This window comes from Pseudomonas sp. IT-P253 (genome assembly GCF_949768125.1).
Lineage (GTDB): Bacteria > Pseudomonadota > Gammaproteobacteria > Pseudomonadales > Pseudomonadaceae > Aquipseudomonas.
Genome location: NZ_CATKPT010000001.1, coordinates 37,680 through 59,823 on the forward strand (window position 1 = coordinate 37,680; position 22,144 = coordinate 59,823).

At 59.6% G+C, this 22,144-nt stretch carries 19 protein-coding genes; 13 read left to right on the top strand and 6 right to left on the bottom strand.

The window, feature by feature from the left end; all coding sequences use genetic code 11:
• Positions 1–119: 119 nt before the first annotated feature.
• The 11 genes from nuoG (at position 120) to ACM6IR_RS00245 (ending at position 12,344) form a co-directional block, all read left to right on the top strand.
• Positions 120–2,834 (top strand): NADH-quinone oxidoreductase subunit NuoG, encoded by a 2,715-nt coding sequence (gene nuoG / locus ACM6IR_RS00195; protein WP_414905830.1) that lies wholly within the window; start codon positions 120–122, stop codon positions 2,832–2,834.
• Positions 2,831–3,838, top strand: coding sequence for an NADH-quinone oxidoreductase subunit NuoH (gene nuoH, locus ACM6IR_RS00200; protein WP_414905831.1), 1,008 nt, complete (start codon positions 2,831–2,833; stop codon positions 3,836–3,838). The genes nuoG and nuoH overlap by 4 nt, the downstream gene beginning before the upstream one ends.
• Positions 3,839–3,850: 12 nt before the next feature.
• Entirely contained in the window at positions 3,851–4,396 is a 546-nt protein-coding gene (gene nuoI / locus ACM6IR_RS00205) for an NADH-quinone oxidoreductase subunit NuoI (protein ID WP_177331423.1), read from the top strand.
• 9 nt (positions 4,397–4,405) lie between these two features.
• A complete protein-coding gene (nuoJ, locus tag ACM6IR_RS00210; protein WP_414905832.1) occupies positions 4,406–4,909 on the top strand; it encodes an NADH-quinone oxidoreductase subunit J in 504 nt (167 codons plus the stop codon).
• A 2-nt stretch (positions 4,910–4,911) separates the two neighbouring features.
• Positions 4,912–5,220 carry an NADH-quinone oxidoreductase subunit NuoK gene (nuoK, locus tag ACM6IR_RS00215; RefSeq protein WP_007946416.1) on the top strand — a complete coding sequence of 103 codons (309 nt, stop codon included), beginning with the start codon at positions 4,912–4,914 and terminating at the stop codon, positions 5,218–5,220.
• Positions 5,217–7,070, top strand: a complete 1,854-nt coding sequence (nuoL, locus tag ACM6IR_RS00220) for an NADH-quinone oxidoreductase subunit L (RefSeq protein ID WP_414905833.1) — start codon at positions 5,217–5,219, stop codon at positions 7,068–7,070. Before nuoK ends, nuoL begins: the two co-directional genes overlap by 4 nt.
• 39 nt (positions 7,071–7,109) lie before the next feature.
• Entirely contained in the window at positions 7,110–8,642 is a 1,533-nt protein-coding gene (gene nuoM / locus ACM6IR_RS00225; RefSeq protein WP_414905834.1) for an NADH-quinone oxidoreductase subunit M, read from the top strand.
• A gap of 7 nt (positions 8,643–8,649) precedes the next feature.
• Positions 8,650–10,113, top strand: coding sequence for an NADH-quinone oxidoreductase subunit NuoN (nuoN, locus tag ACM6IR_RS00230; protein ID WP_414905835.1), 1,464 nt, complete (start codon positions 8,650–8,652; stop codon positions 10,111–10,113).
• 207 nt (positions 10,114–10,320) lie between these two features.
• On the top strand, positions 10,321–10,752 hold the full coding sequence (locus tag ACM6IR_RS00235) for a type II toxin-antitoxin system Phd/YefM family antitoxin (protein ID WP_414905836.1): 432 nt from the start codon (positions 10,321–10,323) through the stop codon (positions 10,750–10,752).
• A complete protein-coding gene (locus tag ACM6IR_RS00240; protein WP_414905837.1) occupies positions 10,749–11,126 on the top strand; it encodes a type II toxin-antitoxin system VapC family toxin in 378 nt (125 codons plus the stop codon). Before ACM6IR_RS00235 ends, ACM6IR_RS00240 begins: the two co-directional genes overlap by 4 nt.
• Positions 11,127–11,471: 345 nt before the next feature.
• Positions 11,472–12,344 carry an undecaprenyl-diphosphate phosphatase gene (locus ACM6IR_RS00245; RefSeq protein WP_414905838.1) on the top strand — a complete coding sequence of 291 codons (873 nt, stop codon included), beginning with the start codon at positions 11,472–11,474 and terminating at the stop codon, positions 12,342–12,344.
• Between the two features lie 79 nt (positions 12,345–12,423).
• Here ACM6IR_RS00245 and cysS read toward each other — a convergent pair whose 3' ends face one another.
• Together cysS and ACM6IR_RS00255 are read right to left on the bottom strand one after the other, a co-directional pair.
• Positions 12,424–13,806, bottom strand: a complete 1,383-nt coding sequence (gene cysS / locus ACM6IR_RS00250) for a cysteine--tRNA ligase (RefSeq protein WP_007946963.1) — start codon at positions 13,804–13,806, stop codon at positions 12,424–12,426.
• Positions 13,807–13,821: 15 nt separating this feature from the next.
• Positions 13,822–15,519: a glutamine--tRNA ligase/YqeY domain fusion protein gene (locus tag ACM6IR_RS00255; RefSeq protein WP_414905839.1), complete on the bottom strand. Its 1,698-nt coding sequence runs from the start codon at positions 15,517–15,519 to the stop codon at positions 13,822–13,824.
• A 247-nt stretch (positions 15,520–15,766) separates the two neighbouring features.
• Here ACM6IR_RS00255 and ACM6IR_RS00260 point away from each other — a divergent pair, with 247 nt between their 5' ends.
• Entirely contained in the window at positions 15,767–16,270 is a 504-nt protein-coding gene (locus ACM6IR_RS00260; RefSeq protein ID WP_218535829.1) for a peptidylprolyl isomerase, read from the top strand.
• Complete coding sequence (gene lpxH / locus ACM6IR_RS00265; protein WP_414905840.1) at positions 16,267–17,013, top strand: UDP-2,3-diacylglucosamine diphosphatase; 747 nt, start codon at positions 16,267–16,269, stop codon at positions 17,011–17,013. Before ACM6IR_RS00260 ends, lpxH begins: the two co-directional genes overlap by 4 nt.
• Positions 17,014–17,136: 123 nt before the next feature.
• Here the strand turns inward: lpxH and ACM6IR_RS00270 are convergent, their stop codons facing one another.
• From ACM6IR_RS00270 to ACM6IR_RS00285, 4 genes are all read right to left on the bottom strand, one after another.
• Entirely contained in the window at positions 17,137–18,666 is a 1,530-nt protein-coding gene (locus ACM6IR_RS00270; RefSeq protein WP_414905841.1) for a DHA2 family efflux MFS transporter permease subunit, read from the bottom strand.
• Between the two features lie 66 nt (positions 18,667–18,732).
• Complete coding sequence (locus ACM6IR_RS00275; protein WP_414905842.1) at positions 18,733–19,950, bottom strand: efflux RND transporter periplasmic adaptor subunit; 1,218 nt, start codon at positions 19,948–19,950, stop codon at positions 18,733–18,735.
• A gap of 15 nt (positions 19,951–19,965) precedes the next feature.
• A complete protein-coding gene (locus ACM6IR_RS00280; protein WP_414905843.1) occupies positions 19,966–21,435 on the bottom strand; it encodes an efflux transporter outer membrane subunit in 1,470 nt (489 codons plus the stop codon).
• On the bottom strand, positions 21,432–21,905 hold the full coding sequence (locus ACM6IR_RS00285; RefSeq protein ID WP_414905844.1) for a MarR family winged helix-turn-helix transcriptional regulator: 474 nt from the start codon (positions 21,903–21,905) through the stop codon (positions 21,432–21,434). The genes ACM6IR_RS00280 and ACM6IR_RS00285 overlap by 4 nt, the downstream gene beginning before the upstream one ends.
• Between the last annotated feature and the right edge of the window lie 239 nt (positions 21,906–22,144).

Genomic DNA, 22,144 nt, shown 5'->3' on the forward strand with positions numbered 1-22,144 from the left:
GGGTCCGTGCCCGCAGCTTTTCGTGTGATGACGCCTTGAACGGCTGTGTTGATTCACGCGAATAACAAGATTCCATTAGCCACGCCCGCTGACACCGGGCCAACGAAGAACTTTGAACCATGGCCACTATCCACGTAGACGGCAAAGAGCTCGAAGTCGATGGGGCAGACAACCTGTTACAGGCATGTCTGTCGCTAGGCCTCGATATCCCTTATTTCTGCTGGCACCCAGCCCTTGGCAGCGTTGGCGCTTGCCGCCAGTGCGCGGTCAAGCAGTACACCGACGAAAACGACAAGCGTGGTCGGATCGTCATGTCCTGCATGACCCCCGCCACCGACGGCAGCTGGATCTCCATCGACGACGAAGAAGCGAAAGTATTTCGCGCCAGCGTCGTTGAATGGCTGATGACCAACCACCCTCACGACTGCCCGGTCTGTGAGGAAGGCGGTCACTGCCACCTGCAAGACATGACCGTGATGACCGGCCACAACGAGCGCCGTTATCGCTTCACCAAGCGTACCCACCAGAACCAGCAACTGGGCCCGTTCATTTCCCACGAAATGAACCGCTGCATCGCCTGCTATCGTTGCGTGCGCTTCTATAAGGACTACGCCGGCGGCACTGACCTCGGTGTGTTCGGCGCCCACGACAACGTGTACTTCGGTCGCGTTGAAGACGGCACTCTGGAAAGCGAGTTCTCCGGCAACCTCACCGAGGTCTGCCCGACCGGTGTGTTCACCGACAAGACTCACTCCGAGCGCTACAACCGTAAGTGGGACATGCAGTTTTCGCCGAGCATCTGCCATGGCTGCTCCAGCGGTTGCAACATCTCTCCGGGCGAGCGCTACGGTGAACTGCGCCGTATCGAAAACCGTTTCAACGGTTCGGTAAACCAGTACTTCCTGTGCGACCGTGGCCGTTTCGGCTATGGCTACGTCAACCGCGAAGACCGCCCGCGTCAGCCATTGCTGGCCAACGGTGCCAAGCTGAGCCTCGACGAAGCGCTGGATAAAGCCGCTGACCTGCTGCGCGGTCGCAACATCGTCGGTATCGGCTCGCCCCGTGCCAGCCTTGAAAGCAACCACGCGTTGCGCGAACTGGTCGGCGCCGAGCACTTCTACTCCGGTATCGAAGCCGCTGAGCTGGAACGCATTCGCCTGGTCGTGCAGGTGCTGAAAGACAGCCCTCTACCGATCCCGAACATGCGCGACATCGAAGACCACGACGCCATTTTCGTCCTCGGTGAAGACCTGACCCAGACCGCTGCCCGTATGGCGCTGTCCCTGCGTCAATCGGTCAAAGGCAAAGCCGAAGACATGGCCGACGCCATGCGCGTTCAGCCTTGGCTCGACGCGGCGGTGAAGAACATCGGTCAGCACGCGCTGAACCCGCTGTTCATCGCCAGCCTGGCTGAAACCAAGCTCGACGACATCGCTGAAGAATGTGTTCACGCCGCGCCAGACGACCTGGCCCGCATCGGTTTCGCCGTGGCTCACGCCCTCGACGCCAGCGCCCCGGCAGTTGAAGGCCTCGATGCCGAAGCCCTCGCACTGGCCAAGCGCATTGCCGACGCCCTGCTCGCGGCCAAGCGTCCACTGATCATTGCCGGCACCTCGTTGGGTTCCAAGGCGCTGATCGAAGCGGCGGCGAACATTGCCAAAGCGTTGAAGCTGCGCGAGAAGAACGGTTCCATCAGCCTGATCGTGCCAGAGGCCAACAGCCTTGGCCTGGCCATGCTCGGTGGCGAATCGGTCGACGCCGCGCTGCAAGCCGTGATCGATGGCAAGGCCGACGCCATCGTCGTGCTGGAAAACGATCTGTACACCCGTACCGACAAAGCCCGTGTCGATGCTGCCCTGAGCGCCGCGAAAGTGGTGATCGTTGCCGACCATCAGAAGACCGCCACCAGCGATCGCGCGCACCTGGTTCTGCCAGCCGCCAGCTTCGCTGAAGGCGACGGTACGCTAGTCAGCCAGGAAGGCCGCGCCCAGCGCTTCTTCCAGGTGTTCGATCCGAAATACATGGACGCCAGCATCCTGGTTCACGAAGGCTGGCGCTGGCTGCATGCCTTGCGCTCCACCCTGCTGAACCAGCCGATCGACTGGACGCAACTGGACCACGCGACCGCTGCCGTCGCTTCGAGCATGCCGCAACTGGCGCGTATCGTTGATGCCGCACCGTCTGCCGCGTTCCGCATCAAAGGCATGAAACTGGCCCGCGAACCGCTGCGTTACTCCGGTCGTACCGCCATGCGCGCCGACATCAGCGTGCACGAACCGCGTACTCCGCAAGACAACGACACCGCGTTCAATTTCTCGATGGAAGGTTACTCGGGCTCGGTCGAACCACGTCAGCAAGTGCCATTCGCCTGGTCTCCGGGCTGGAACTCGCCGCAAGCCTGGAACAAGTTCCAGGACGAAGTCGGTGGTCACATCCGCGCTGGCGACCCAGGCACCCGCCTGATCGAAAGCAACGGTGATTCGCTGAACTGGTTCGCCGCTGTTCCGCGTGCGTTCAACCCGGCTCCGGGTACCTGGCAGGTTGTGCCGTTCTTCCACCTGTTCGGCAGCGAAGAGACCTCTTCCAAAGCCGCACCGGTTCAGGAACGCATCCCGGCCGCTTACGTCGCTTTGGCCAAGTCCGAAGCCGACCGCCTGGGTGTCAATGATGGCGCGCTGCTGAGCTTGAACGTCGCTGGCCAGACCCTGCGTCTGCCACTACGCATCAACGAAGAGCTGGGTGCCGGCCTGGTCGCATTGCCGGCCGGTATCGCCGGCATTCCGCCAGCGATCTTTGGCAAAACCGTTGACGGTCTGCAGGAGGCAGCTCAATGACCTTGTTCACTCCTGAAGTGATCGACATCATCATCGCGGTCCTCAAGTCCGTGGTGATTCTGCTCGCCGTGGTGGTCTGCGGTGCCCTGCTGAGCTGGGTCGAGCGTCGTTTGCTCGCCCTCTGGCAGGACCGTTACGGTCCGAACCGCGTCGGCCCGTTCGGCGCGTTCCAGATCGCCGCCGACATGATCAAGATGTTCTTCAAGGAAGACTGGACCCCACCGTTCGCCGACAAGATGATCTTCACGTTGGCACCGGTCGTGGCCATGAGCGCCTTGCTGGTTGCCTTCGCGATCATCCCGATCACCCCGACCTGGGGCGTGGCGGATCTGAACATCGGCATCCTGTTCTTCTTCGCCATGGCCGGTCTGTCGGTCTACGCGGTGTTGTTCGCCGGTTGGTCGAGTAACAACAAGTTCGCCCTGTTGGGCAGTTTGCGGGCCTCGGCACAAACCGTGTCGTACGAAGTGTTCATGGGCCTGTCGTTGATGGGCATCGTGATCCAGGTCGGCTCGTTCAACATGCGCGACATCGTCGATTACCAGGCCCAGCACCTGTGGTTCATCATTCCGCAGATCTTCGGTTTCCTGACCTTCTTCATCGCCGGCGTCGCCGTGACTCACCGTCACCCGTTCGACCAGCCGGAAGCGGAGCAGGAACTGGCCGACGGTTATCACATTGAATACGCCGGCATGAAATGGGGCATGTTCTTCGTCGGCGAGTACATCGGCATCGTGTTGATTTCGGCGCTGCTGGTGACCTTGTTCTTCGGTGGCTGGCACGGTCCGTTCGATATTCTGCCGCAGATCCCGTTCATCTGGTTCGCGCTGAAAACCGCGTTCTTCATCATGATCTTCATCCTGCTGCGCGCCTCGATCCCGCGCCCACGGTATGACCAAGTGATGGATTTCAGCTGGAAGTTCTGCCTGCCGCTGACCCTCGTCAACATGCTGGTGACCGCTGCGATCGTGTTGCTCAACACGCCCGCCGTCGCGGCTCAGTGAGGATAGAGAATCATGAAGTACATTTTTGACATCGTGCATGGCTTCTTCACCCAGCTTCGCAGCCTGGTGATGATTTTCGGCCACGCCTTCCGCAAGCGCGACACGCTGCAGTACCCGGAAGAAGCCGTGTACCTGCCGCCGCGCTACCGTGGCCGTATCGTCCTGACCCGTGACCCTGATGGCGAAGAGCGTTGTGTAGCTTGCAACCTGTGCGCCGTGGCATGTCCAGTCGGTTGCATCTCGCTGCAGAAAGCTGAAACCGAAGACGGTCGCTGGTACCCGGACTTCTTCCGCATCAACTTCTCGCGCTGCATTTTCTGCGGCCTCTGCGAGGAAGCCTGCCCGACCACCGCGATCCAGCTGACACCGGATTTCGAGATGGCCGAGTTCAAACGTCAGGACCTGGTTTACGAGAAAGAAGATCTGCTGATCTCCGGCCCCGGCAAAAACCCTGATTACAACTTCTATCGTGTTGCAGGTATGGCGATTGCCGGTAAGCCTAAGGGCGCCGCGCAAAATGAAGCCGAACCGATCAACGTGAAGAGCTTGCTGCCTTAAGGAAGAAAGATGGAATTCGCTTTCTATTTCGCATCGGGTATCGCTGTTGTGTCCACGCTTCGCGTGATCACCAACACCAACCCTGTGCACGCCCTGCTCTACCTGATCATTTCGTTGATCTCCGTGGCGATGACGTTCTTCGCGCTCGGTGCGCCGTTTGCCGGTGTGCTGGAAGTGATCGCCTACGCCGGCGCCATCATGGTGCTGTTCGTGTTCGTGGTGATGATGCTGAACCTGGGCCCGGCCTCGGTTCAGCAAGAGCGCGTCTGGCTCAAACCCGGCATCTGGCTCGGCCCGGTCATTCTGGGTGCCCTGCTGCTGACTGAATTGCTGTATGTGCTGTTCAGTCACTCCAGCGGTCAGGCCGTCGGCCACACCACCGTAGACGCCAAGGCCGTGGGCATCAGCCTGTTCGGTCCGTATCTGCTGGTGGTCGAACTCGCCTCGATGCTGCTGCTCGCCGCAGCCATCACGGCGTTCCACTTGGGCCGCAACGAAGCCAAGGAGCAATGACGATGCCTGCTATCCCTATGGAGCATGGTCTGGCGGTTGCCGGCATCCTGTTCTGCCTCGGTCTGGTCGGCCTGATGGTCCGCCGCAACATTCTCTTCGTGCTGATGAGCCTGGAGGTCATGATGAATGCCTCCGCTTTGGCGTTCATCGTTGCCGGTAGCCGCTGGGCGCAGCCGGATGGACAGATCATGTTCATCCTGGTGATCAGCCTGGCAGCGGCCGAGGCCAGTATTGGCCTGGCGATTCTGTTGCAGCTGTATCGCCGCTTCCACACTCTCGATATCGACGCTGCCAGCGAGATGCGCGGATGAATCTTCTCTATCTGACTTTCGTATTCCCTCTACTAGGTTTCCTGCTGCTGTCGTTCTCTCGCGGCCGTCTCTCGGAAAACCTGTCGGCGCTGATTGGCGTCGGTTCCATCGGCCTGTCTGCCATCGTCGCGACTTACGTGATCTGGCAATTCAACGTCGCCCCCCCCGAAGATGGCCACTACACCCAGGTGTTGTGGCAGTGGATGGCGGTGGAAGGCTTTACGCCAAACTTCGCGCTGTACCTGGATGGTCTGTCCGTGACCATGCTCGGCGTGGTTGTCGGCGTCGGCTTCCTGATCCACCTGTTCGCGTCGTGGTACATGCGCGGTGAAGCCGGTTACTCGCGCTTCTTCGCCTACACCAACCTGTTTATCGCCAGCATGCTGTTCCTGGTCCTGGGCGATAACCTGTTGTTCCTGTACTTCGGCTGGGAAGGCGTGGGCCTGTGCTCGTACCTGTTGATCGGTTTCTACTACAGCAACCGCAACAACGGTAACGCGGCGCTCAAAGCCTTTATCGTCACCCGCATCGGCGACGTGTTCATGGCCATCGGCCTGTTCATCCTGTTTGCGCAATTGGGCACGCTGAATATTCAGGACCTGCTGGTCAAGGCACCTGAACACTTCAAGGTCGGCGACTTCTGGATCGTTCTGGCGACCCTGATGCTGCTGGGCGGCGCTGTCGGTAAATCCGCACAATTGCCGCTGCAAACCTGGCTGGCAGATGCGATGGCCGGTCCTACTCCGGTTTCGGCACTGATCCACGCCGCGACCATGGTGACCGCGGGTGTTTACCTGATCGCCCGTACTCACGGCCTGTTCGCCCTGGCGCCGGATATCCTGCACCTGGTCGGTGTCGTGGGTGGCGTGACCCTGGTGCTGGCAGGTTTTGCCGCACTGGTGCAGACCGACATCAAACGTATCCTCGCCTACTCGACCATGAGCCAGATCGGTTACATGTTCCTGGCGCTGGGCGTAGGTGCCTGGGATGGCGCGATCTTCCACCTGATGACCCACGCCTTCTTCAAGGCGCTGCTGTTCCTTGCGTCCGGTTCGGTGATCGTTGCCTGCCACCACGAGCAGAACATCTTCAAGATGGGCGGCCTGTGGAAAAAACTGCCTCTGGCCTACGCCAGCTTCATCGTCGGCGGCGCGGCCCTTTCGGCCCTGCCACTGGTGACCGCAGGCTTCTACTCCAAGGACGAAATCCTCTGGGAAGCTTTCGCCAGCGGCAATCACGGTCTGCTGTATGCAGGTCTGGTCGGTGCGTTCATGACGTCGCTGTACACCTTCCGCCTGATCTTCATCGCGTTCCACGGTGAAGTGAAGACCGAAGCCCACGCCGGTCACGGCATCGCTCACTGGCTGCCATTGTCGGTGCTGATCGTGCTGTCGACCTTCGTCGGCGCCATGATCGTTCCGCCACTGCACGGTGTGCTGCCGGAAAGCGTCGGCCATGCCGGTGGCGAAGCCAAGCACAGTCTGGAAATCGCCTCGGGCGCCATCGCCCTGTCCGGTATCCTGCTGGCCGCGCTGCTGTTCCTCGGCAAGCGTCGTTTCGTCACTGCAATCGCCAACAGCGGCATCGGCCGTTTCCTTTCGGCCTGGTGGTTCGCTGCCTGGGGCTTCGACTGGATCTACGACAAACTGTTCGTCAAGCCATACCTTGCGATCAGCCACGTACTACGCAGAGACCCGCTCGACCAGACCATCGGTCTGATCCCGCGTATGGCCAAAGGCAGTCACACCGCCCTGAGCCGTACCGAAACCGGTCAACTGCGTTGGTACGCCGCATCGATGGCAGCCGGCTCCGTGCTGGTCATCGGCGCCATCGTGCTGGTAGCGGTCTGATATGAACCTTGCGAACTTGCGAAAGGAATTGAGCCCGTCATGATTCTGCCTTGGCTAATCCTGATCCCCTTCATCGGCGGCCTGCTGTGCTGGATGGGTGAGCGCTTCGGCGCTACCCTCCCCCGCTGGATTGCGCTGTTGACCATGACCCTGGAACTCGCACTCGGCCTCTGGCTGTGGGCCCACGGTAATTATTCATTTGCACCGGCGCCTGGCGCCGATCCGACCTGGGCGCTTGAGTTCAAGCACATCTGGATCGAGCGCTTCGGCATCAGCGTGCACCTGGCCCTCGACGGCCTGTCGCTGTTGATGATCCTGCTGACCGGTCTGCTGGGTGTCCTCTCGGTACTCTGCTCGTGGAAAGAGATCCAGCGTCACGTTGGCTTCTTCCACCTGAACCTGATGTGGATCCTGGGCGGCGTCGTCGGCGTGTTCCTCGCCCTCGACCTGTTCATGTTCTTCTTCTTCTGGGAAATGATGCTGGTGCCGATGTACTTCCTCATCGCGCTCTGGGGTCACAGTTCTTCGGACGGCAAGAAAACCCGGATCTACGCGGCGACCAAGTTCTTCATCTTCACTCAGGCTTCCGGCCTGATCATGTTGGTGGCGATCCTGGGTCTGGTACTGGTCAACTTCAACAGCACCGGCGTGATTACCTTCAACTACGCCGACCTGTTGAAAACCAAGATGTCGCTCACTACCGAGTACATCCTGATGCTCGGCTTCTTCATCGCTTTCGCGGTGAAGCTGCCAGTGGTGCCGTTCCACTCCTGGTTGCCTGACGCTCACGCCCAGGCACCGACCGCGGGTTCCGTCGACCTGGCGGGTATCTTGTTGAAGACAGCGGCTTACGGTCTGCTGCGATTCGCCCTGCCGCTGTTCCCGAATGCCTCGGCCGAGTTTGCGCCGTTTGCCATGACCCTCGGTCTGATCGGGATCTTCTACGGTGCGTTCCTGGCTTTCGCACAAACCGACATCAAGCGTTTGATCGCCTACTCCTCCGTTTCCCACATGGGTTTCGTGTTGATCGGCATCTACTCCGGCAGCCAACTGGCGCTGCAGGGCGCGGTGATGCAGATGCTGGCTCACGGTCTGTCGGCCGCGGCACTCTTTATCCTGAGTGGTCAGCTGTACGAACGCACCCACACCCGCGACATGCGTGAGATGGGTGGTTTGTGGTCGAAGATCGCGTACCTGCCGGCCATCAGCCTGTTCTTTGCGGCCGCGTCCCTGGGCTTGCCGGTTACCGGTAACTTCGTCGGCGAGTTCCTGATCCTGATCGGCACGTTCGCCGCTGCACCGTGGGTCACCGTGATCGCGACGGCGGGCCTGGTGTTCGGTTCGGTCTACTCGCTGATCATGATCCACCGTGCCTACTTCGGCCCGTCCAAATCGGACGCGGTGCTGCATGGCATGGATGGTCGCGAACTGATCATGGTGGTCGGGCTGGCGGCGCTGCTGATTTACATCGGCGTGTACCCGCAACCGTTCCTCGATACCTCTGCCGCGACGATGCATGGCGTGCAGCAGTGGTTCGGCTCCGCCTTCACTCAACTCGCTTCGGCCCGGTAAGAGCGCTATGGAATTCACGACTCAACACTTTATCGCGCTTGCGCCGTTGTTGATCACCAGCGCCACGATCATCGTGGTGATGATGGCGATCGCCTGGCGCCGCAACCACTCGCAGACCTTCCTGATTTCCGTGGCAGGTCTGAACCTGGCGTTGCTGTCGATCTTGCCTGCGCTGAAAGTCGCGCCATTGGCGGTGACCCCGCTGCTGCAAATCGATAGCTTCGCGTGTCTGTACATGGCGCTGATCCTGGTCGCCACCCTCGCTTGTGTGACCCTCGCCCACGCCTACCTCGGCGATGGCGGTTCGGGTTACCCCGGCAACCGTGAAGAACTTTACCTGCTGATCCTGATGGCCGCCGCAGGTGGTCTGGTACTGGTCAGCGCGCAGCACCTGGCCGGGTTGTTCGTCGGTCTGGAACTGCTCTCGGTACCGGTTTACGGTCTGGTGGCTTACGCCTTCTTCAACAAGCGTTCGCTGGAAGCCGGCATCAAGTACATGGTGCTGTCGGCCGCCGGCTCCGCGTTCCTGTTGTTCGGTATGGCCCTGCTCTACGCCGATGCAGGCTCCCTGAGCTTTGTCGGTATCGGCCAGGCCCTGGCGGCCACCGGGCTGCCAAGCTCGCTGGCTCAGATGGGCCTGGGCATGATGCTGATCGGTCTGGCGTTCAAGCTGTCGCTGGTGCCATTCCACCTCTGGACCCCGGACGTTTACGAAGGTGCTCCGGCACCGGTGGCCGCGTTCCTGGCGACCGCGTCGAAAGTCGCTGTGTTCGCGGTGATGGTGCGCCTGTTCCAGATCTCGCCAGCGGCGAGCAGCGGTGTACTGAGCGACGTACTGACCATTATCGCCATCGCGTCGATCCTGTTCGGTAACCTGCTGGCACTGACCCAAAGCAACCTCAAGCGTCTGCTGGGTTACTCGTCCATCGCTCACTTCGGTTACCTGCTGATCGCCCTGGTGGCGAGCAAAGGCCTGGCCGTGGAAGCCATCGGCGTTTATCTGGTCACCTATGTGATCACCAGCCTTGGTGCGTTCGGCGTGATCACACTGATGTCCTCGCCGTACAACGGTCGTGACGCCGATGCCCTGTACGAATACCGCGGCCTGTTCTGGCGCCGTCCGTACCTGACCGCCGTACTGACCGTGATGATGCTGTCCCTGGCCGGTATCCCGCTGACCGCGGGCTTCATCGGCAAGTTCTACATCATTGCTACCGGCGTCGAGTCGCACCAATGGTGGCTGGTCGGTTCCCTGGTACTGGGCAGCGCCATCGGCGTCTTCTACTACCTGCGCGTCATGGTCACCCTGTACCTGATCGAGCCGAACCTGCGTCGCCACGATGCGCAACTGCACTGGGAGCAACGTGCTGGCGGCGTGATGCTGCTGGCCATCGCCGTACTGGCGTTCTTCCTGGGACTGTATCCGCAGCCGTTGCTGGTTTTGGTTCAGCAGGCCGTACTGGCAGGTTGATCGCTTAAGCAGTTGTAGGTAGAAAACAGAAACGGCACCTTCGGGTGCCGTTTTTGCGTTTGTGCGAATTGTTACCGCTGCACTCGCCTCCTCCCCCAATCCCGGAATGCCCTCGCCGGATTGTCCGTTTCGTCCTACAGCCGACATTGAGCATTTAGCTCTATCCTGGATGACGACTGGATGGAGCAATCGAGACGAGAGCCAAAAATGAAACGCGACCTGTTTTTTGACTTAGTAGACAGCTTCGACGCCTTGGCCGCTCAGCGCCAAGGCAATGTCACGCGGCTACCCTACAAAGCGAACCTCCCCCAACTGCCACTGATCAGTACAGAGCAACCACACAACTTTGCAGCTCCAAAATATTCTGGCTATATTTGTCCAGAATATAGGGGAGAAGTGATGATCATCGTCCCGTTGGCCGAAGCAAAAAACAATCTGTCCAAACTTGTCGATGATGCAGCCGCAGGACAGATCATCACGATTGCAAAGCATGGTCGGGCCCTTGCGCGCCTGGTTCCGATAGGAAAACCCAGCGGCCAGAGAATCGGAACGATGAAAGGCAAACTGGTGATTCCCGAAGACTTTGACACACCACTACCGAACGACATGCTCGATGCTTTCGAAGGCACTCAGGAATGAGGCTTCTGCTCGACACGCACATCCTGCTTTGGACACTCAGTGATGATCCCAGATTATCTGGCAAAGCCAGAAAGCTCATTGAGAGCGCCGCCGACATTTACATCAGTGCAGCAACATTCTGGGAAATGGCGATCAAGGTCGGGCTGGGAAAGCTGAATGTTGATCTGGAAGAAATCCGCCGGTACTGCCTCGAAAGCGGTTTTATTGAGTTACCTGTGACCTCAGAACACGCCATTGCCGTGAAAGACCTCGAACATCACCATCGTGACCCGTTCGACCGAATCATTATTGCGACGGCCATGACCGAACCGATGAAGCTCCTCACCGCCGACCCTTTGGTTGCCAGGTACACGGATTTAGCTGTTTTGGCCTGACAAGTCGACTACGCAAAGGTGAACAGTGTTTCTGTGAGGTATTTGCTCGACTGAAGAGGTTTAGTGCCAGGTTTGGCCTTTTCGCGAGCAGGCTCGCTCACACAGGGAGTCTCCTGCAAATACAGTCCAAATGTGAGAGCGAGCCTGCTCACGAAGATCTCAGCCCAGACACCCGTTTCCGACAATCCTGATTCATCCCGTGTTCATCAAATGTCATCCAGTCTGCCTCCGCTGAATGAAGCCATTGACCGCGCTGGCTAAACGTGACGAAATGTTTCAGCTTCTAGACCTGCTTGTCTTGAACCAAATACCTCCCTCCCCTCTTATTCTCACAGGATAAGTGCTTTGACAAATATCTGTTCCAGCGGCCTTGATATAGGGTTTGCATCTCTGGATTACCTGCAAATAGGCATTCTGGGCATCATTCAAGGCATCACTGAGTTGTTGCCCGTTTCTTCCACTGCTCATATGCGAATCGTACCCGCCCTGCTTGGCTGGCCCGATCCTGGTTCGGCGTTTTCCGCCGCCATGCAACTGGCCGCGCTGGCGGCTGTGGTCAGCTATTTCTGGCGCGATGTGAGACAAGTTGTCACCGGCAGTGTGGACGCGGTGCGGCAGGGTGACTACAACAACCAGTGGTTCAAGCTGGCCGTTGCCATCGTGCTGGCGACCATCCCGATTGGCATTGCAGGCCTGGCCTTATCTTCAACACTCAACGCCTGTAACTCGCCATTGAGAGGCCTGATGGTGATCGGGATTTCATGCGTGGTGATGGCCGTTTTGCTGGCCGCCGCCGAGCTCAGTTGCCGCCACCGCCGCACCGTTGGCGAAATGCGTCTGCGCGATGCCCTGATTGTCGGTATTGCTCAGATCGGCGCGCTGATTCCCGGGGTTTCCCGTTCCGGTTCAACCCTTACGGCCGCGCTCTTCCTTAATTTCAAACGCGAAGAAGCGGCACGCTTTTCTTTCCTGCTGGGCCTGCCCGCTATCGCCTTGGCTGGCCTGAAAGAACTGTGGGTGCTGTACCATGCCCAACTCTCCGCGCAAGCATGGGCACACCTGGCTTTCGGCTTGATTGTCGCCAGTGTCTCGGCGTTTTTCGCAATCTGGGGACTGATGAAGTTCCTGGAAAAATTTTCCACCTGGCCTTTTGTCATTTACCGAGCGTTACTGGGCATCTTTCTGATCGTCGCCGTCAGTACCGGCCTCTTGAGCTGACCCAGCTCCAAAGACCCTCGGGCCAAGCCAAAAAACAAAACCCGCACCAGGCGGGTTTTGTTTTTAACCAAAGAAGCGATCAGTCAGCCAGACGCCAGGTCGTGCCGCCCTTGCCGTCTTCCAGCACCACGCCCATGGCGGTGAGCTGGTCACGGATGCGGTCCGATTCTGCCCAGTCTTTGCCGGCACGAGCCGCCAGACGCGCAGCAATCAGCGCATCCACTTCAGCTGCATCAACCCGGCCTTCAGCGCCAGCCTGCAGGAAGTCATCGGCTTCCAGCTGCAACACGCCCAACACACTGGCCAGCTCTTTCAAGCGTGCCGCCAAACCGGCCGCCGCGTCGAGATCGCTCTCGCGCAGACGGTTGATCTCGCGAACCATCTCGAACAGCACCGCGCACGCTTCCGGCGTGCCGAAGTCGTCGTTCATCACCTGAGTGAATCGCTCGACAAAGGCTTCGCCACCCGCCGGCGCCACGTTCGGCAAGCCTTTGAGTGCGTGGTAGAAACGCTCGAGTGCGCCTTTGGCGTCCTTGAGGTTGTCTTCCGAATAGTTGATCGCACTGCGGTAGTGGCTCGACACCAGCAAGTAACGCACGACTTCCGGGTGGTACTTTTCCAGCACATCGCGAATGGTGAAGAAGTTGTTCAAGGACTTGGACATCTTCTCGCCATTGATGCGAATCATGCCGCAATGCATCCACGCGTTGGCGTAGGTCTTGCCGGTGGCCGCTTCGCTCTGGGCGATTTCGTTTTCGTGGTGCGGGAACTCAAGGTCACTGCCGCCGCCATGAATGTCGAAGGTCTCGCCGAGGCAGCAGGTGGACATCACCGAGCACTCGATGTGCCAGCCCGGGCGACCGTCGCCCCAAGGCGAAGGCCAGCTCGGCTCGCCCGGCTTGGCGCCTTTCCACAGCACGAAGTCCAGCGGGTCCTGCTTGGACTCGTCGACTTCGATCCGCGCGCCGATGCGCAGGTCTTCGATTTTCTTGCGCGACAGCTTGCCGTAGCCCATGAACTTGGCGACGCGGTAGTACACGTCGCCATTACCCGGGGCGTAGGCGTAACCCTTGTCGATCAGGGTCTGGATCATCGCGTGCATGCCGGGAATATGGCCGGTGGCGCGCGGTTCCATGTCCGGCTTCTTGATGTTCAGGCGCGCTTCGTCTTCGTGCATCGCCGCGATCATGCGCTCGGTCAACGCCTCGAACGACTCGCCGTTTTCGTTGGCCCGATTGATGATCTTGTCATCAATGTCGGTAATGTTGCGCACGTAGGTCAGGTCGTACCCGCTGAACCGCAACCAGCGGGTCACCAGGTCGAACGCGACCATGCTGCGGCCGTGGCCGAGGTGGCAGTAGTCGTACACGGTCATCCCGCAGACGTACATGCGCACCTTGTTGCCATCCAGCGGCTTGAAAACTTCTTTGCTCTTGGTGAGCGTGTTGTAGATCGTCAGCACTTTATGTTCCTTGAATCACTGGCCCCACGAATCACGCAAGGTCACGGTACGGTTGAATACCGGAGCGCCCGGTTTCGAGTCCTTGATATCCGCGCAGAAGTAACCTTCGCGCTCGAACTGGAAACGGTCTTCCGGCTGTGCGTTGCCCAGCGAAGGCTCGGCACGACAACCGGTAAGCACCTGCAGCGAGTCAGGGTTGATATTGTCCAGGAAACCGGCGCTGTCTTCAGCTTTCTCCGGGTTCGGCGAACGGAACAGACGATCGTACAGACGCACTTCACATTCGACGCTGGCAGCCGCCGGCACCCAGTGCACCACGCCTTTGACCTTGCGGCCTTCAGGGTTCTTGCCCAGGGTTTGCGGGTCATACGAGCAACGCAGTTCGACGATGTTGCCATCGGCGTCCTTGATCGCTTCGTCGGCACGGATCACGTAGCTGCCGCGCAGACGGACTTCGCCGTTCGGCTCCAGGCGCTTGTAGCCTTTTGGCGGCTCTTCCATGAAGTCTTCACGGTCGATGTAGATCTCACGGGCGAACGGCAGAACGCGCACGCCCATGTCTTCTTTCGGGTGGCAGGGCAGTTCGAGGTTCTCGACCTGGCCTTCCGGGTAGTTGGTGATCACGACTTTCAGCGGACGCAGCACGCACATGGCACGCGGGGCGCTGTGATCGAGGTCGTCACGGATGCTGAATTCCAGCATGCCAAAGTCGACCACGCCGTCAGAACGGTTGGTGCCGACCATTTCGCAGAAGTTGCGGATCGATTTCGGCGTGTAGCCACGGCGGCGGAAGCCCGACAGCGTGGACATGCGCGGATCGTCCCAGCCATTGACGTGCTTCTCGTCCACCAGCTGCTTGAGCTTGCGCTTGCTGGTGATCGTGTAGTTCAGGTTCAGACGGCTGAACTCGTACTGACGCGGTTTCGCCGGCACGGGCAGGTTTTCGAGGAACCACTCGTACAGCGGACGGTGGCTTTCGAATTCCAGGGTGCAGATCGAGTGGGTGATGCCTTCGATGGCGTCCGACTGACCGTGGGTGAAGTCGTAGTTCGGATAGATGCACCACTTGTCACCGGTCTGGTGGTGGTGGGCATGACGGATCCGGTACATGATCGGATCGCGCAGGTTCATGTTCGGCGAGGCCATGTCGATCTTGGCCCGCAGCACGCGTGCGCCATCAGGGAACTCGCCGGCGCGCATGCGGGCGAACCAGTCCAGGTTCTCTTCGACGCTACGGTCGCGGAACGGGCTGTTCTTGCCCGGCTCGGTCAGGCTGCCACGGTATTCCTTGGCCTGTTCAGGGCTCAGGTCGTCGACATAGGCCTTGCCGGCCTTGATCAATTCAACGGCCCAGTCGTGCAACTGGTCGAAATACTGCGAGGCATAGCGCACTTCACCGGACCACTCGAAGCCCAGCCATTTGACGTCGCTTTCGATCGCGTCGATGTATTCCTGGTCTTCCTTGGCCGGGTTGGTGTCGTCGAAACGCAGGTGCGTCACGCCGCCAAACTCCTGGGCCAGGCCGAAGTTCACACAGATCGACTTGGCGTGACCGATGTGCAGGTAGCCGTTGGGCTCAGGCGGGAAACGAGTGACGATCTGCGTGTGCTTACCCGAGTCCAGGTCCGCCTGGATGATCGGGCGCAGGAAATTGACCGGCACAGCAGGGCCGGTCTTGGAATTCGAGGTAGGGTCGACAGTGGGCTTGCTCATAGGATCCTTGAACAGACAAAGTGCGTGGCCTGATAGCCAGATAAATCAAAGCCGCTATCATAGCCGATGCCGTTAACCCCCTGACAGAGCAAGACCTAAAACTGCTGCTTTTAATACCAGGCGGTAAAAATTCCGGCGCAAAACCCGGAAATCTCACGCTAAACTGCACGCCTTGGCCATTACTTAGCCTAGAGGCTCGGGTCTTGACTGCCCCGAGACACACGAATTCCTTGAAAGAGTACCGATCATGACCCAAGTCAAACTGACGACCAACCATGGCGACATCGTCCTGGAACTGAACGCGGAGAAAGCCCCGATCACCGTGGCCAACTTCATCGAGTACGTCAAAGCCGGTCACTACGAAAACACTGTTTTCCACCGCGTCATCGGTAACTTCATGATCCAGGGCGGCGGTTTCGAGCCTGGCATGAAAGAAAAGAAAGACAAGCGCCCAAGCATCCAGAACGAAGCCGACAACGGCCTGCCGAACGTGAAGTACAGCGTGGCCATGGCGCGCACCATGGAGCCGCATTCGGCTTCCGCCCAGTTCTTCATCAACGTGGCTGATAACAGCTTCCTGAACCACAGCGCCAAGACCACTCAGGGCTGGGGCTACGCGGTATTCGCTAAAGTGGTTGAAGGCACCGACGTGGTCGACAAGATCAAAGGTGTTTCCACCACCATGAAATCCGGTCACCAGGACGTTCCGGCAGAAGACGTGATCATCGAGAAAGCCGAGATCATTGAGTGATACTGCTGATTTCAGACTTGCATCTGGAAGAGGAGCGCCCGGACATTACCCGGGCGTTTCTGGATTTGCTCGCCGGACGCGCCCGCTCGGCGAGCGCGTTGTACATTTTGGGCGACTTTTTCGAGGTGTGGATTGGCGACGATGCCATGACGCCCTTTCAGCATTCCATCTGCCAGGCCCTGCGCGAACTCAGCGACAGCGGCACGGCCATTTTTCTGATGCACGGCAATCGCGACTTCATGCTCGGCCAGGCCTTTTGCAAACAGGCTGGCTGCACGCTGCTGAAGGACCCGAGTGTCGTGCAGTTCAACGGTGAGCCGGTGCTATTGATGCACGGTGACAGCCTCTGCACCCGCGACGAAGCCTACATGAAGCTGCGTCGTTACCTGCGCAACCCGATCTCACTGTTCATCCTGCGCCACCTGCCCTTGCGCACTCGCCATAAATTGGCGCGCAAACTGCGCAGCGAAAGCCGTGCGCAGACGCGGATGAAGGCCAATGACATTGTTGATGTCACGCCGGACGAAGTGCCGCGGATCATGCAGGCCTATGGCGTGAAAACGTTGATTCATGGGCATACCCATCGCCCGGCCATTCACAAGTTGCAGATCGGCGAACAAGCGGCCAAGCGCATTGTGCTGGGGGATTGGGATCGTCAGGGGTGGGCGTTGCAGGTGGATGAGCAAGGGTTTGCGTTGGCGCCTTTTGATTTCCCGCAACAGCTGGCAGCACCCGGCAACTGACTGCAGAACACAAAACCCTGTGGGAGCGAGCTTGCTCGCGATAGCGGATTCATATTCAACATCTTTGTTGACTGATCCACCGCCATCGCGAGCAAGCTCGCTCCCACATTGACCGTGTTGTGTTTAGTGGCCTGCCGCTTCAGGCCCCGCCTTCGCCGCAAACGGCGGTTTCGCCAGCCACACAATCAGTATCAGCCCCATAAACCCCCACCCCAGCAACGTGAAGTAATCCACGGTGGAGAGCATGTACGCCTGGCTGGTCAGCACATGATCCAGCTGCGCATACGCCGGGCTACCGGCCCCGCCCAGATTGTGCAAGGCATCCCGGGTCGCCGGGTCATAGGTGGTGATGCTTTCACTCAAATACGCATGATGTTGATCCGCCCGACGAATCCAGATCCACGTCGTCAGCGACGCCGCAAAACTGCCGCCCAACGTCCGCAGGAACGTTGCCAGGCCTGCGCCGTCGGCGATCTGGCTCGGTGGCAGGTCAGACATCAAAATGCTCAGGGTCGGCATGAAGAACAGCGCCACGCCAATGCCCATAAACAGCTGCACCAGCGCGATGTGCTGGAAATCGACTTCGTTGGTAAACCCGGCACGCATGAAGCAACTCAAGCCAATCGCCAGAAACGCGCCGCCCGCCAACAATCTCAGGTCGAACTTGTGCGCGTATCGGCCGACAAACGGCGACAGGATCACCGGCAGAATGCCAATCGGCGCTACTGCCAACCCCGCCCAGGTCGCGGTGTAGCCCATCTGGGTTTGCAGCCATTGCGGCAGCATCAGGTTGATCCCGAAGAATCCGGCATACCCCAACACCAATACCAGGGTGCCGATGCGGAAGTTGCGGTAAGCGAACAACCGCAGGTTTACCACCGGGTGCTTGTCGGTCATTTCCCAGATCACAAACACCGCCAGCGCAATCACCGAAATGGCCGCGCCAACGACGATGAAGCTCGACTCGAACCAGTCCAAGTCGTTGCCCTTGTCGAGGATCACCTGCAACGCGCCGACGCCAATGATCAGCGTGATCAACCCCACGTAATCCATCGGTTGGTAGCTGGTCTCCACCGGCCGCGTCTTGAGCTGCGAACGCACCACCATCACCGCAAAAATCCCGATGGGTACGTTGATAAAGAAGATCCACGGCCAGCTATAACTGTCGGTAATCCAGCCGCCCAGGATCGGCCCGGCAATCGGTGCCACTACCGTAACCATCGCCAGCAATGCCAGGGCCATGCCACGCCTGGCGGGTGGATAGACCGCGATCAGCAGCGTTTGGGTCATCGGGTACAACGGGCCTGCCACCAAGCCTTGCAAGACACGGAAGCCAATCAGCTCCGGCATCGACGTGGAGATCCCGCAAAGAAACGAGGCCAGTACAAACAGAATCGTCGCCCAGAGGAATAGCTTGACCTCACCAAAGCGCCGGCTGAGCCAACCGGTCAGCGGCAGGGCGATCGCGTTGCTCACGGCAAACGAAGTAATCACCCAGGTGCCCTGCTCCGAACTCACGCCCAGGTTGCCGGAAATCGTCGGCAGCGCCACGTTGGCGATGGTGGTGTCGAGCACTTGCATGAAGGTCGCCAGCGACAGGCCAATGGTGCTGAGCACCAGGCTGGGCGGCGTGAAAGACGCGTTATTACTCATCGCGAATCCTTTGGAACAGGGCTGGTGCTGCGCCCGTTAGCGGGGCGCAGCTGACGGATTGGCGAATCAGCGTTGAGCGGTTTTGCTGACCGCAGCGCTGTTGTCGTGGATCAACTGAGTGATCATGGCGTCAGCCTCGGCCAACTGACGGTCGTAGACGCTGGTGCTGAACGAGGCCTTTTGCGGCGGCTGTTGCGCCAGTACCGGGCCACTCTGGTCGCGCAGGTTCACATCGACCTGAGTCGACAGGCCGACCCGCAACGGGTGCTTGGCCAGTTCTTCGGCGTTGATATGAATCCGCACGGGCACACGCTGGACGATCTTGATCCAGTTGCCGGTGGCGTTCTGCGCCGGCAACAGGGCAAAAGCGCTGCCGGTACCGGCGCCGAGGCTATCGATGGTGCCGCTGAATTTCACGTCGCTGCCATAGAGGTCGGCCTGGATGTCCACCGGCTGACCGATGCGCATGTCACACAGCTGGGTTTCCTTGAAGTTGGCGTCGATCCACAGCTGATCCAGCGGAATCACCGCCATCAACGCGGTTCCCGGCTGGACGCGCTGACCGAGCTGCACAGAGCGTTTGGCCACGTAACCGGTAACCGGCGCAATCAAGGTGCTGCGGGAATTGTTCAGGTACGCCTGACGCAATTGTGCGGCGGCAGACATCACGTCCGGGTGCGACGAAACCACCGTGTCATCCACCAGAGCGCTGGTGGTTTTCAGTTGTTGTTTGGCGTTGGACAGGGCGTTTTGCGCCGAGGTCAGGTCGTCACGAGCGTGGGACAGTTCTTCCTGGGAAATCGCCCCGCCAGCGGCAAGGTTTTTCCGACGATTGAAATTGTCCTGTGCCTTCTGCACTTCAGCCTGTTGAGCGTTGACCTGAGCTTTCATGCCGTCGACGTTGCTGTACAAGCCGCGAACCTGACGAACGGTGCGAGCCAGGTTGGCCTGGGCACTTTGCAGGCCGACTTCGGCGTCGTTCGGGTCGAAATTGATCAGCACCTGACCTTCATGGACCAAGTCGCCGTCGTCGGCGCCGATGCTGACCACGGTGCCGGTAACCAGCGGGGTGATTTCCACCACGTTGCCGTTCACATAGGCGTCGTCGGTGCTTTCGTTCCAGCGACCATAGAATTGGTGATAGCCCCAGACGCCGACACCGGCGAGAATCACCACGATGGCCAGTACGACCAGCATGACTTTACGTTTACCCGGGTTGCTGGCGCCTTGAGCGTTGTCAGACGCTTGATCAGTTGGAGCAGGAGTTGTTTCGGCAATGGCCATGACAGATACCTTGAATTAGTGGGTCAGCGTGGCTGGGGTTGTTTTGGCGGTAGCCAGGGTCTCGCCCTGGAAGCCGCCACCCAACGCCTGCATCAGTTGAATCGACAGGTCGATCTGCTCGGCATTCAGGTTGGCCAGCTGACGCTGGGCCTGGAGCAATTGCTGTTCGATGCTGAGCACGTCCAGGTAGTTGCCGATGCCGGAACCGTACCGCTGGACCACGGTGTTGTAAGAATCCTGAGCGATGTCGGTGGCGTGCTGCTGAGCGCCGATCTGCCGGCCGATATCGCGCAACTGGTTGATGGTGTCGCTGACATCACCCAGGGCTTTCACCAGGTTTTTGTTGTACTGCGCCACCGCGAGGTCGTAATCGGCGTCGCGGGAATCGAGGTTGGCGCGCAGGCGGCCGCCGTCGAAAATCGGCACCGAGATCGTCGGCGCGATATTGAAGAAACGACTGGCCGAACCGAACATCGCGTCGCCCAGCAAAGATTCGGTACCCGCTGCCGCACTGAGGTTCAGGTTGGGATAGAACTGTGTTTTGCCGGCGGCGATGTTCTTGTTCGCAGCCTCAACCCGCCAGCGTGCTGCCACCAGGTCTGGACGACGACCGAGCAATTCCGCCGGCAGTACCGATGGCAACGCCACGGCGCTGGCCTGAAGGATTTTCGGTCGGGCAATTTCATTGCCACGATCCGGGCCTTTGCCGAGCAGCACGGCCAGAGCGATTTTGGCGCTTTGCAGGCGTTTCTCGGCGTCGATCAGGCTGGCTTCAGAGGTGGCTTCCAGGCTTTCGGTTTGCTGGAACTGGTACTGGCTGTCGATCCCGGAGCTCAGGCGACGTTGGCCCAGGTCGAGCATCTGCCGGGTCCGCTTGAGGTCATCACTCGCCAGGTCATACACGATATGCGCCTGACCCAAATTGTTGTAAGCGCGAGCGACGTCGGCAGCCAGGGTCAACTGCGCGGCCTGTTGGTCGACTTCCGCTGCGCGGGCCTGGCCTAAGGCGGCTTCCCAGGTGTCACGCTGACCGCCCCAGAGATCAAAGTTGTAATTGAAACTGGCACCGATATTACGCACGGTGGCGTAAGTATCACCTTGCCCGCGCGGGTCTTGATCCTTGGCCAGACGCGAACGGCTGACGCCGGCACTGGCATCGAGCGTCGGCATCCGCGCGGCATCGGCTGCATACGCGGCGGCGCTGGCCTGGTGAGCGCGGGCATCGGCAATTTGCATGTCGGGGCTGTCGTGCAGGGCTTCGCGAATCAGACCGTCGAGCTGTGGGTCACCGAGGCTTTTCCACCAGTCGCTTTTCGGCCACGCGGCGGGTGACAGGGTCACACCGTTGAGTGATTGCCCGGCCTTGAGGTTTTTCGCATCGAGGCTGACGCCTTCGGTGGTCAGGCCGCTGTAGCTGGCGCAACCGGCCAGGGTCATGGCCGCCAGCACCAGGCTCAGGCCGGCGCGCAAGGTTTTACTGCTCATTTGTCACCTACCCGCAGCAGGGTGATCGAGTCACCGGCTGCCACCAAAATTTTTTTCAGGATCTGTTCCAGGGTGTCCAGCTCTTGCGGCGTAATCGCGCCCGCCAGTTCATTCATGGCGTCGGCGCCGATGTGCGGCAGGAGGTCGGCGAGCTTCACGCCCTCTTCAGTCAGCACCAACTGAACCTGACGGCGGTCCGCCTCTGAGCGTTGCCGGGCGAGAAAACCTTTCTGTTCCAGACGATCGAGCATTCGGGTCATCGAGCCGCTGTCCAGCGACAGGTGCCGGCACAGCTCGGCCGGCGTATCGACGCCGAACTGGGCCATGATGATCAGCACTTTGAACTGCGCGGAGGTGATGCCGTGGGGTTCCATGTGCGTGTCGATGATCCGGTCCTTGAGCAATGCAGCACGCCCAAGCAGGAGACCGAGATGGCAATTTTTGAATTCGTCCGGGGTGAAATGTTTCATCTGACCACCAATTAGCTGCCTAGGCAGAGAATGTATGTCGAGATATTACTGCTCAGGCAGCTAATGTCAACGTAATAGTTAGCCAGCTGTGTATTTAGTGGATAAGTGGAGGGAGGAAGTTGCCTTTGATCGACGAACGCAGCGCCCCCTTCGCGAGCAGGCTCGCTCCCACTGGATTGATGTGATCCTGGTGGTTGCGAGCCTGCTCGCGAAGGGGGCAACTCGGTTTTTGGAAGGAG

What these genes read in the sequence shown, in the direction of transcription:
- nuoG (WP_414905830.1), top strand. Translation starts at nt 120, where the DNA reads ATGGCCACTATCCACGTAGACGGCAAAGAGCTCGAAGTCGATGGGGCA.
- nuoH (WP_414905831.1), top strand. Translation starts at nt 2,831, where the DNA reads ATGACCTTGTTCACTCCTGAAGTGATCGACATCATCATCGCGGTCCTC.
- nuoI (WP_177331423.1), top strand. Translation starts at nt 3,851, where the DNA reads ATGAAGTACATTTTTGACATCGTGCATGGCTTCTTCACCCAGCTTCGC.
- nuoJ (WP_414905832.1), top strand. Translation starts at nt 4,406, where the DNA reads ATGGAATTCGCTTTCTATTTCGCATCGGGTATCGCTGTTGTGTCCACG.
- nuoK (WP_007946416.1), top strand. Translation starts at nt 4,912, where the DNA reads ATGCCTGCTATCCCTATGGAGCATGGTCTGGCGGTTGCCGGCATCCTG.
- nuoL (WP_414905833.1), top strand. Translation starts at nt 5,217, where the DNA reads ATGAATCTTCTCTATCTGACTTTCGTATTCCCTCTACTAGGTTTCCTG.
- nuoM (WP_414905834.1), top strand. Translation starts at nt 7,110, where the DNA reads ATGATTCTGCCTTGGCTAATCCTGATCCCCTTCATCGGCGGCCTGCTG.
- nuoN (WP_414905835.1), top strand. Translation starts at nt 8,650, where the DNA reads ATGGAATTCACGACTCAACACTTTATCGCGCTTGCGCCGTTGTTGATC.
- ACM6IR_RS00235 (WP_414905836.1), top strand. Translation starts at nt 10,321, where the DNA reads ATGAAACGCGACCTGTTTTTTGACTTAGTAGACAGCTTCGACGCCTTG.
- ACM6IR_RS00240 (WP_414905837.1), top strand. Translation starts at nt 10,749, where the DNA reads ATGAGGCTTCTGCTCGACACGCACATCCTGCTTTGGACACTCAGTGAT.
- ACM6IR_RS00255 (WP_414905839.1), bottom strand. Translation starts at nt 15,519, where the DNA reads ATGAGCAAGCCCACTGTCGACCCTACCTCGAATTCCAAGACCGGCCCT.
- ACM6IR_RS00260 (WP_218535829.1), top strand. Translation starts at nt 15,767, where the DNA reads ATGACCCAAGTCAAACTGACGACCAACCATGGCGACATCGTCCTGGAA.
- ACM6IR_RS00270 (WP_414905841.1), bottom strand. Translation starts at nt 18,666, where the DNA reads ATGAGTAATAACGCGTCTTTCACGCCGCCCAGCCTGGTGCTCAGCACC.
- ACM6IR_RS00275 (WP_414905842.1), bottom strand. Translation starts at nt 19,950, where the DNA reads ATGGCCATTGCCGAAACAACTCCTGCTCCAACTGATCAAGCGTCTGAC.
- ACM6IR_RS00280 (WP_414905843.1), bottom strand. Translation starts at nt 21,435, where the DNA reads ATGAGCAGTAAAACCTTGCGCGCCGGCCTGAGCCTGGTGCTGGCGGCC.
- ACM6IR_RS00285 (WP_414905844.1), bottom strand. Translation starts at nt 21,905, where the DNA reads ATGAAACATTTCACCCCGGACGAATTCAAAAATTGCCATCTCGGTCTC.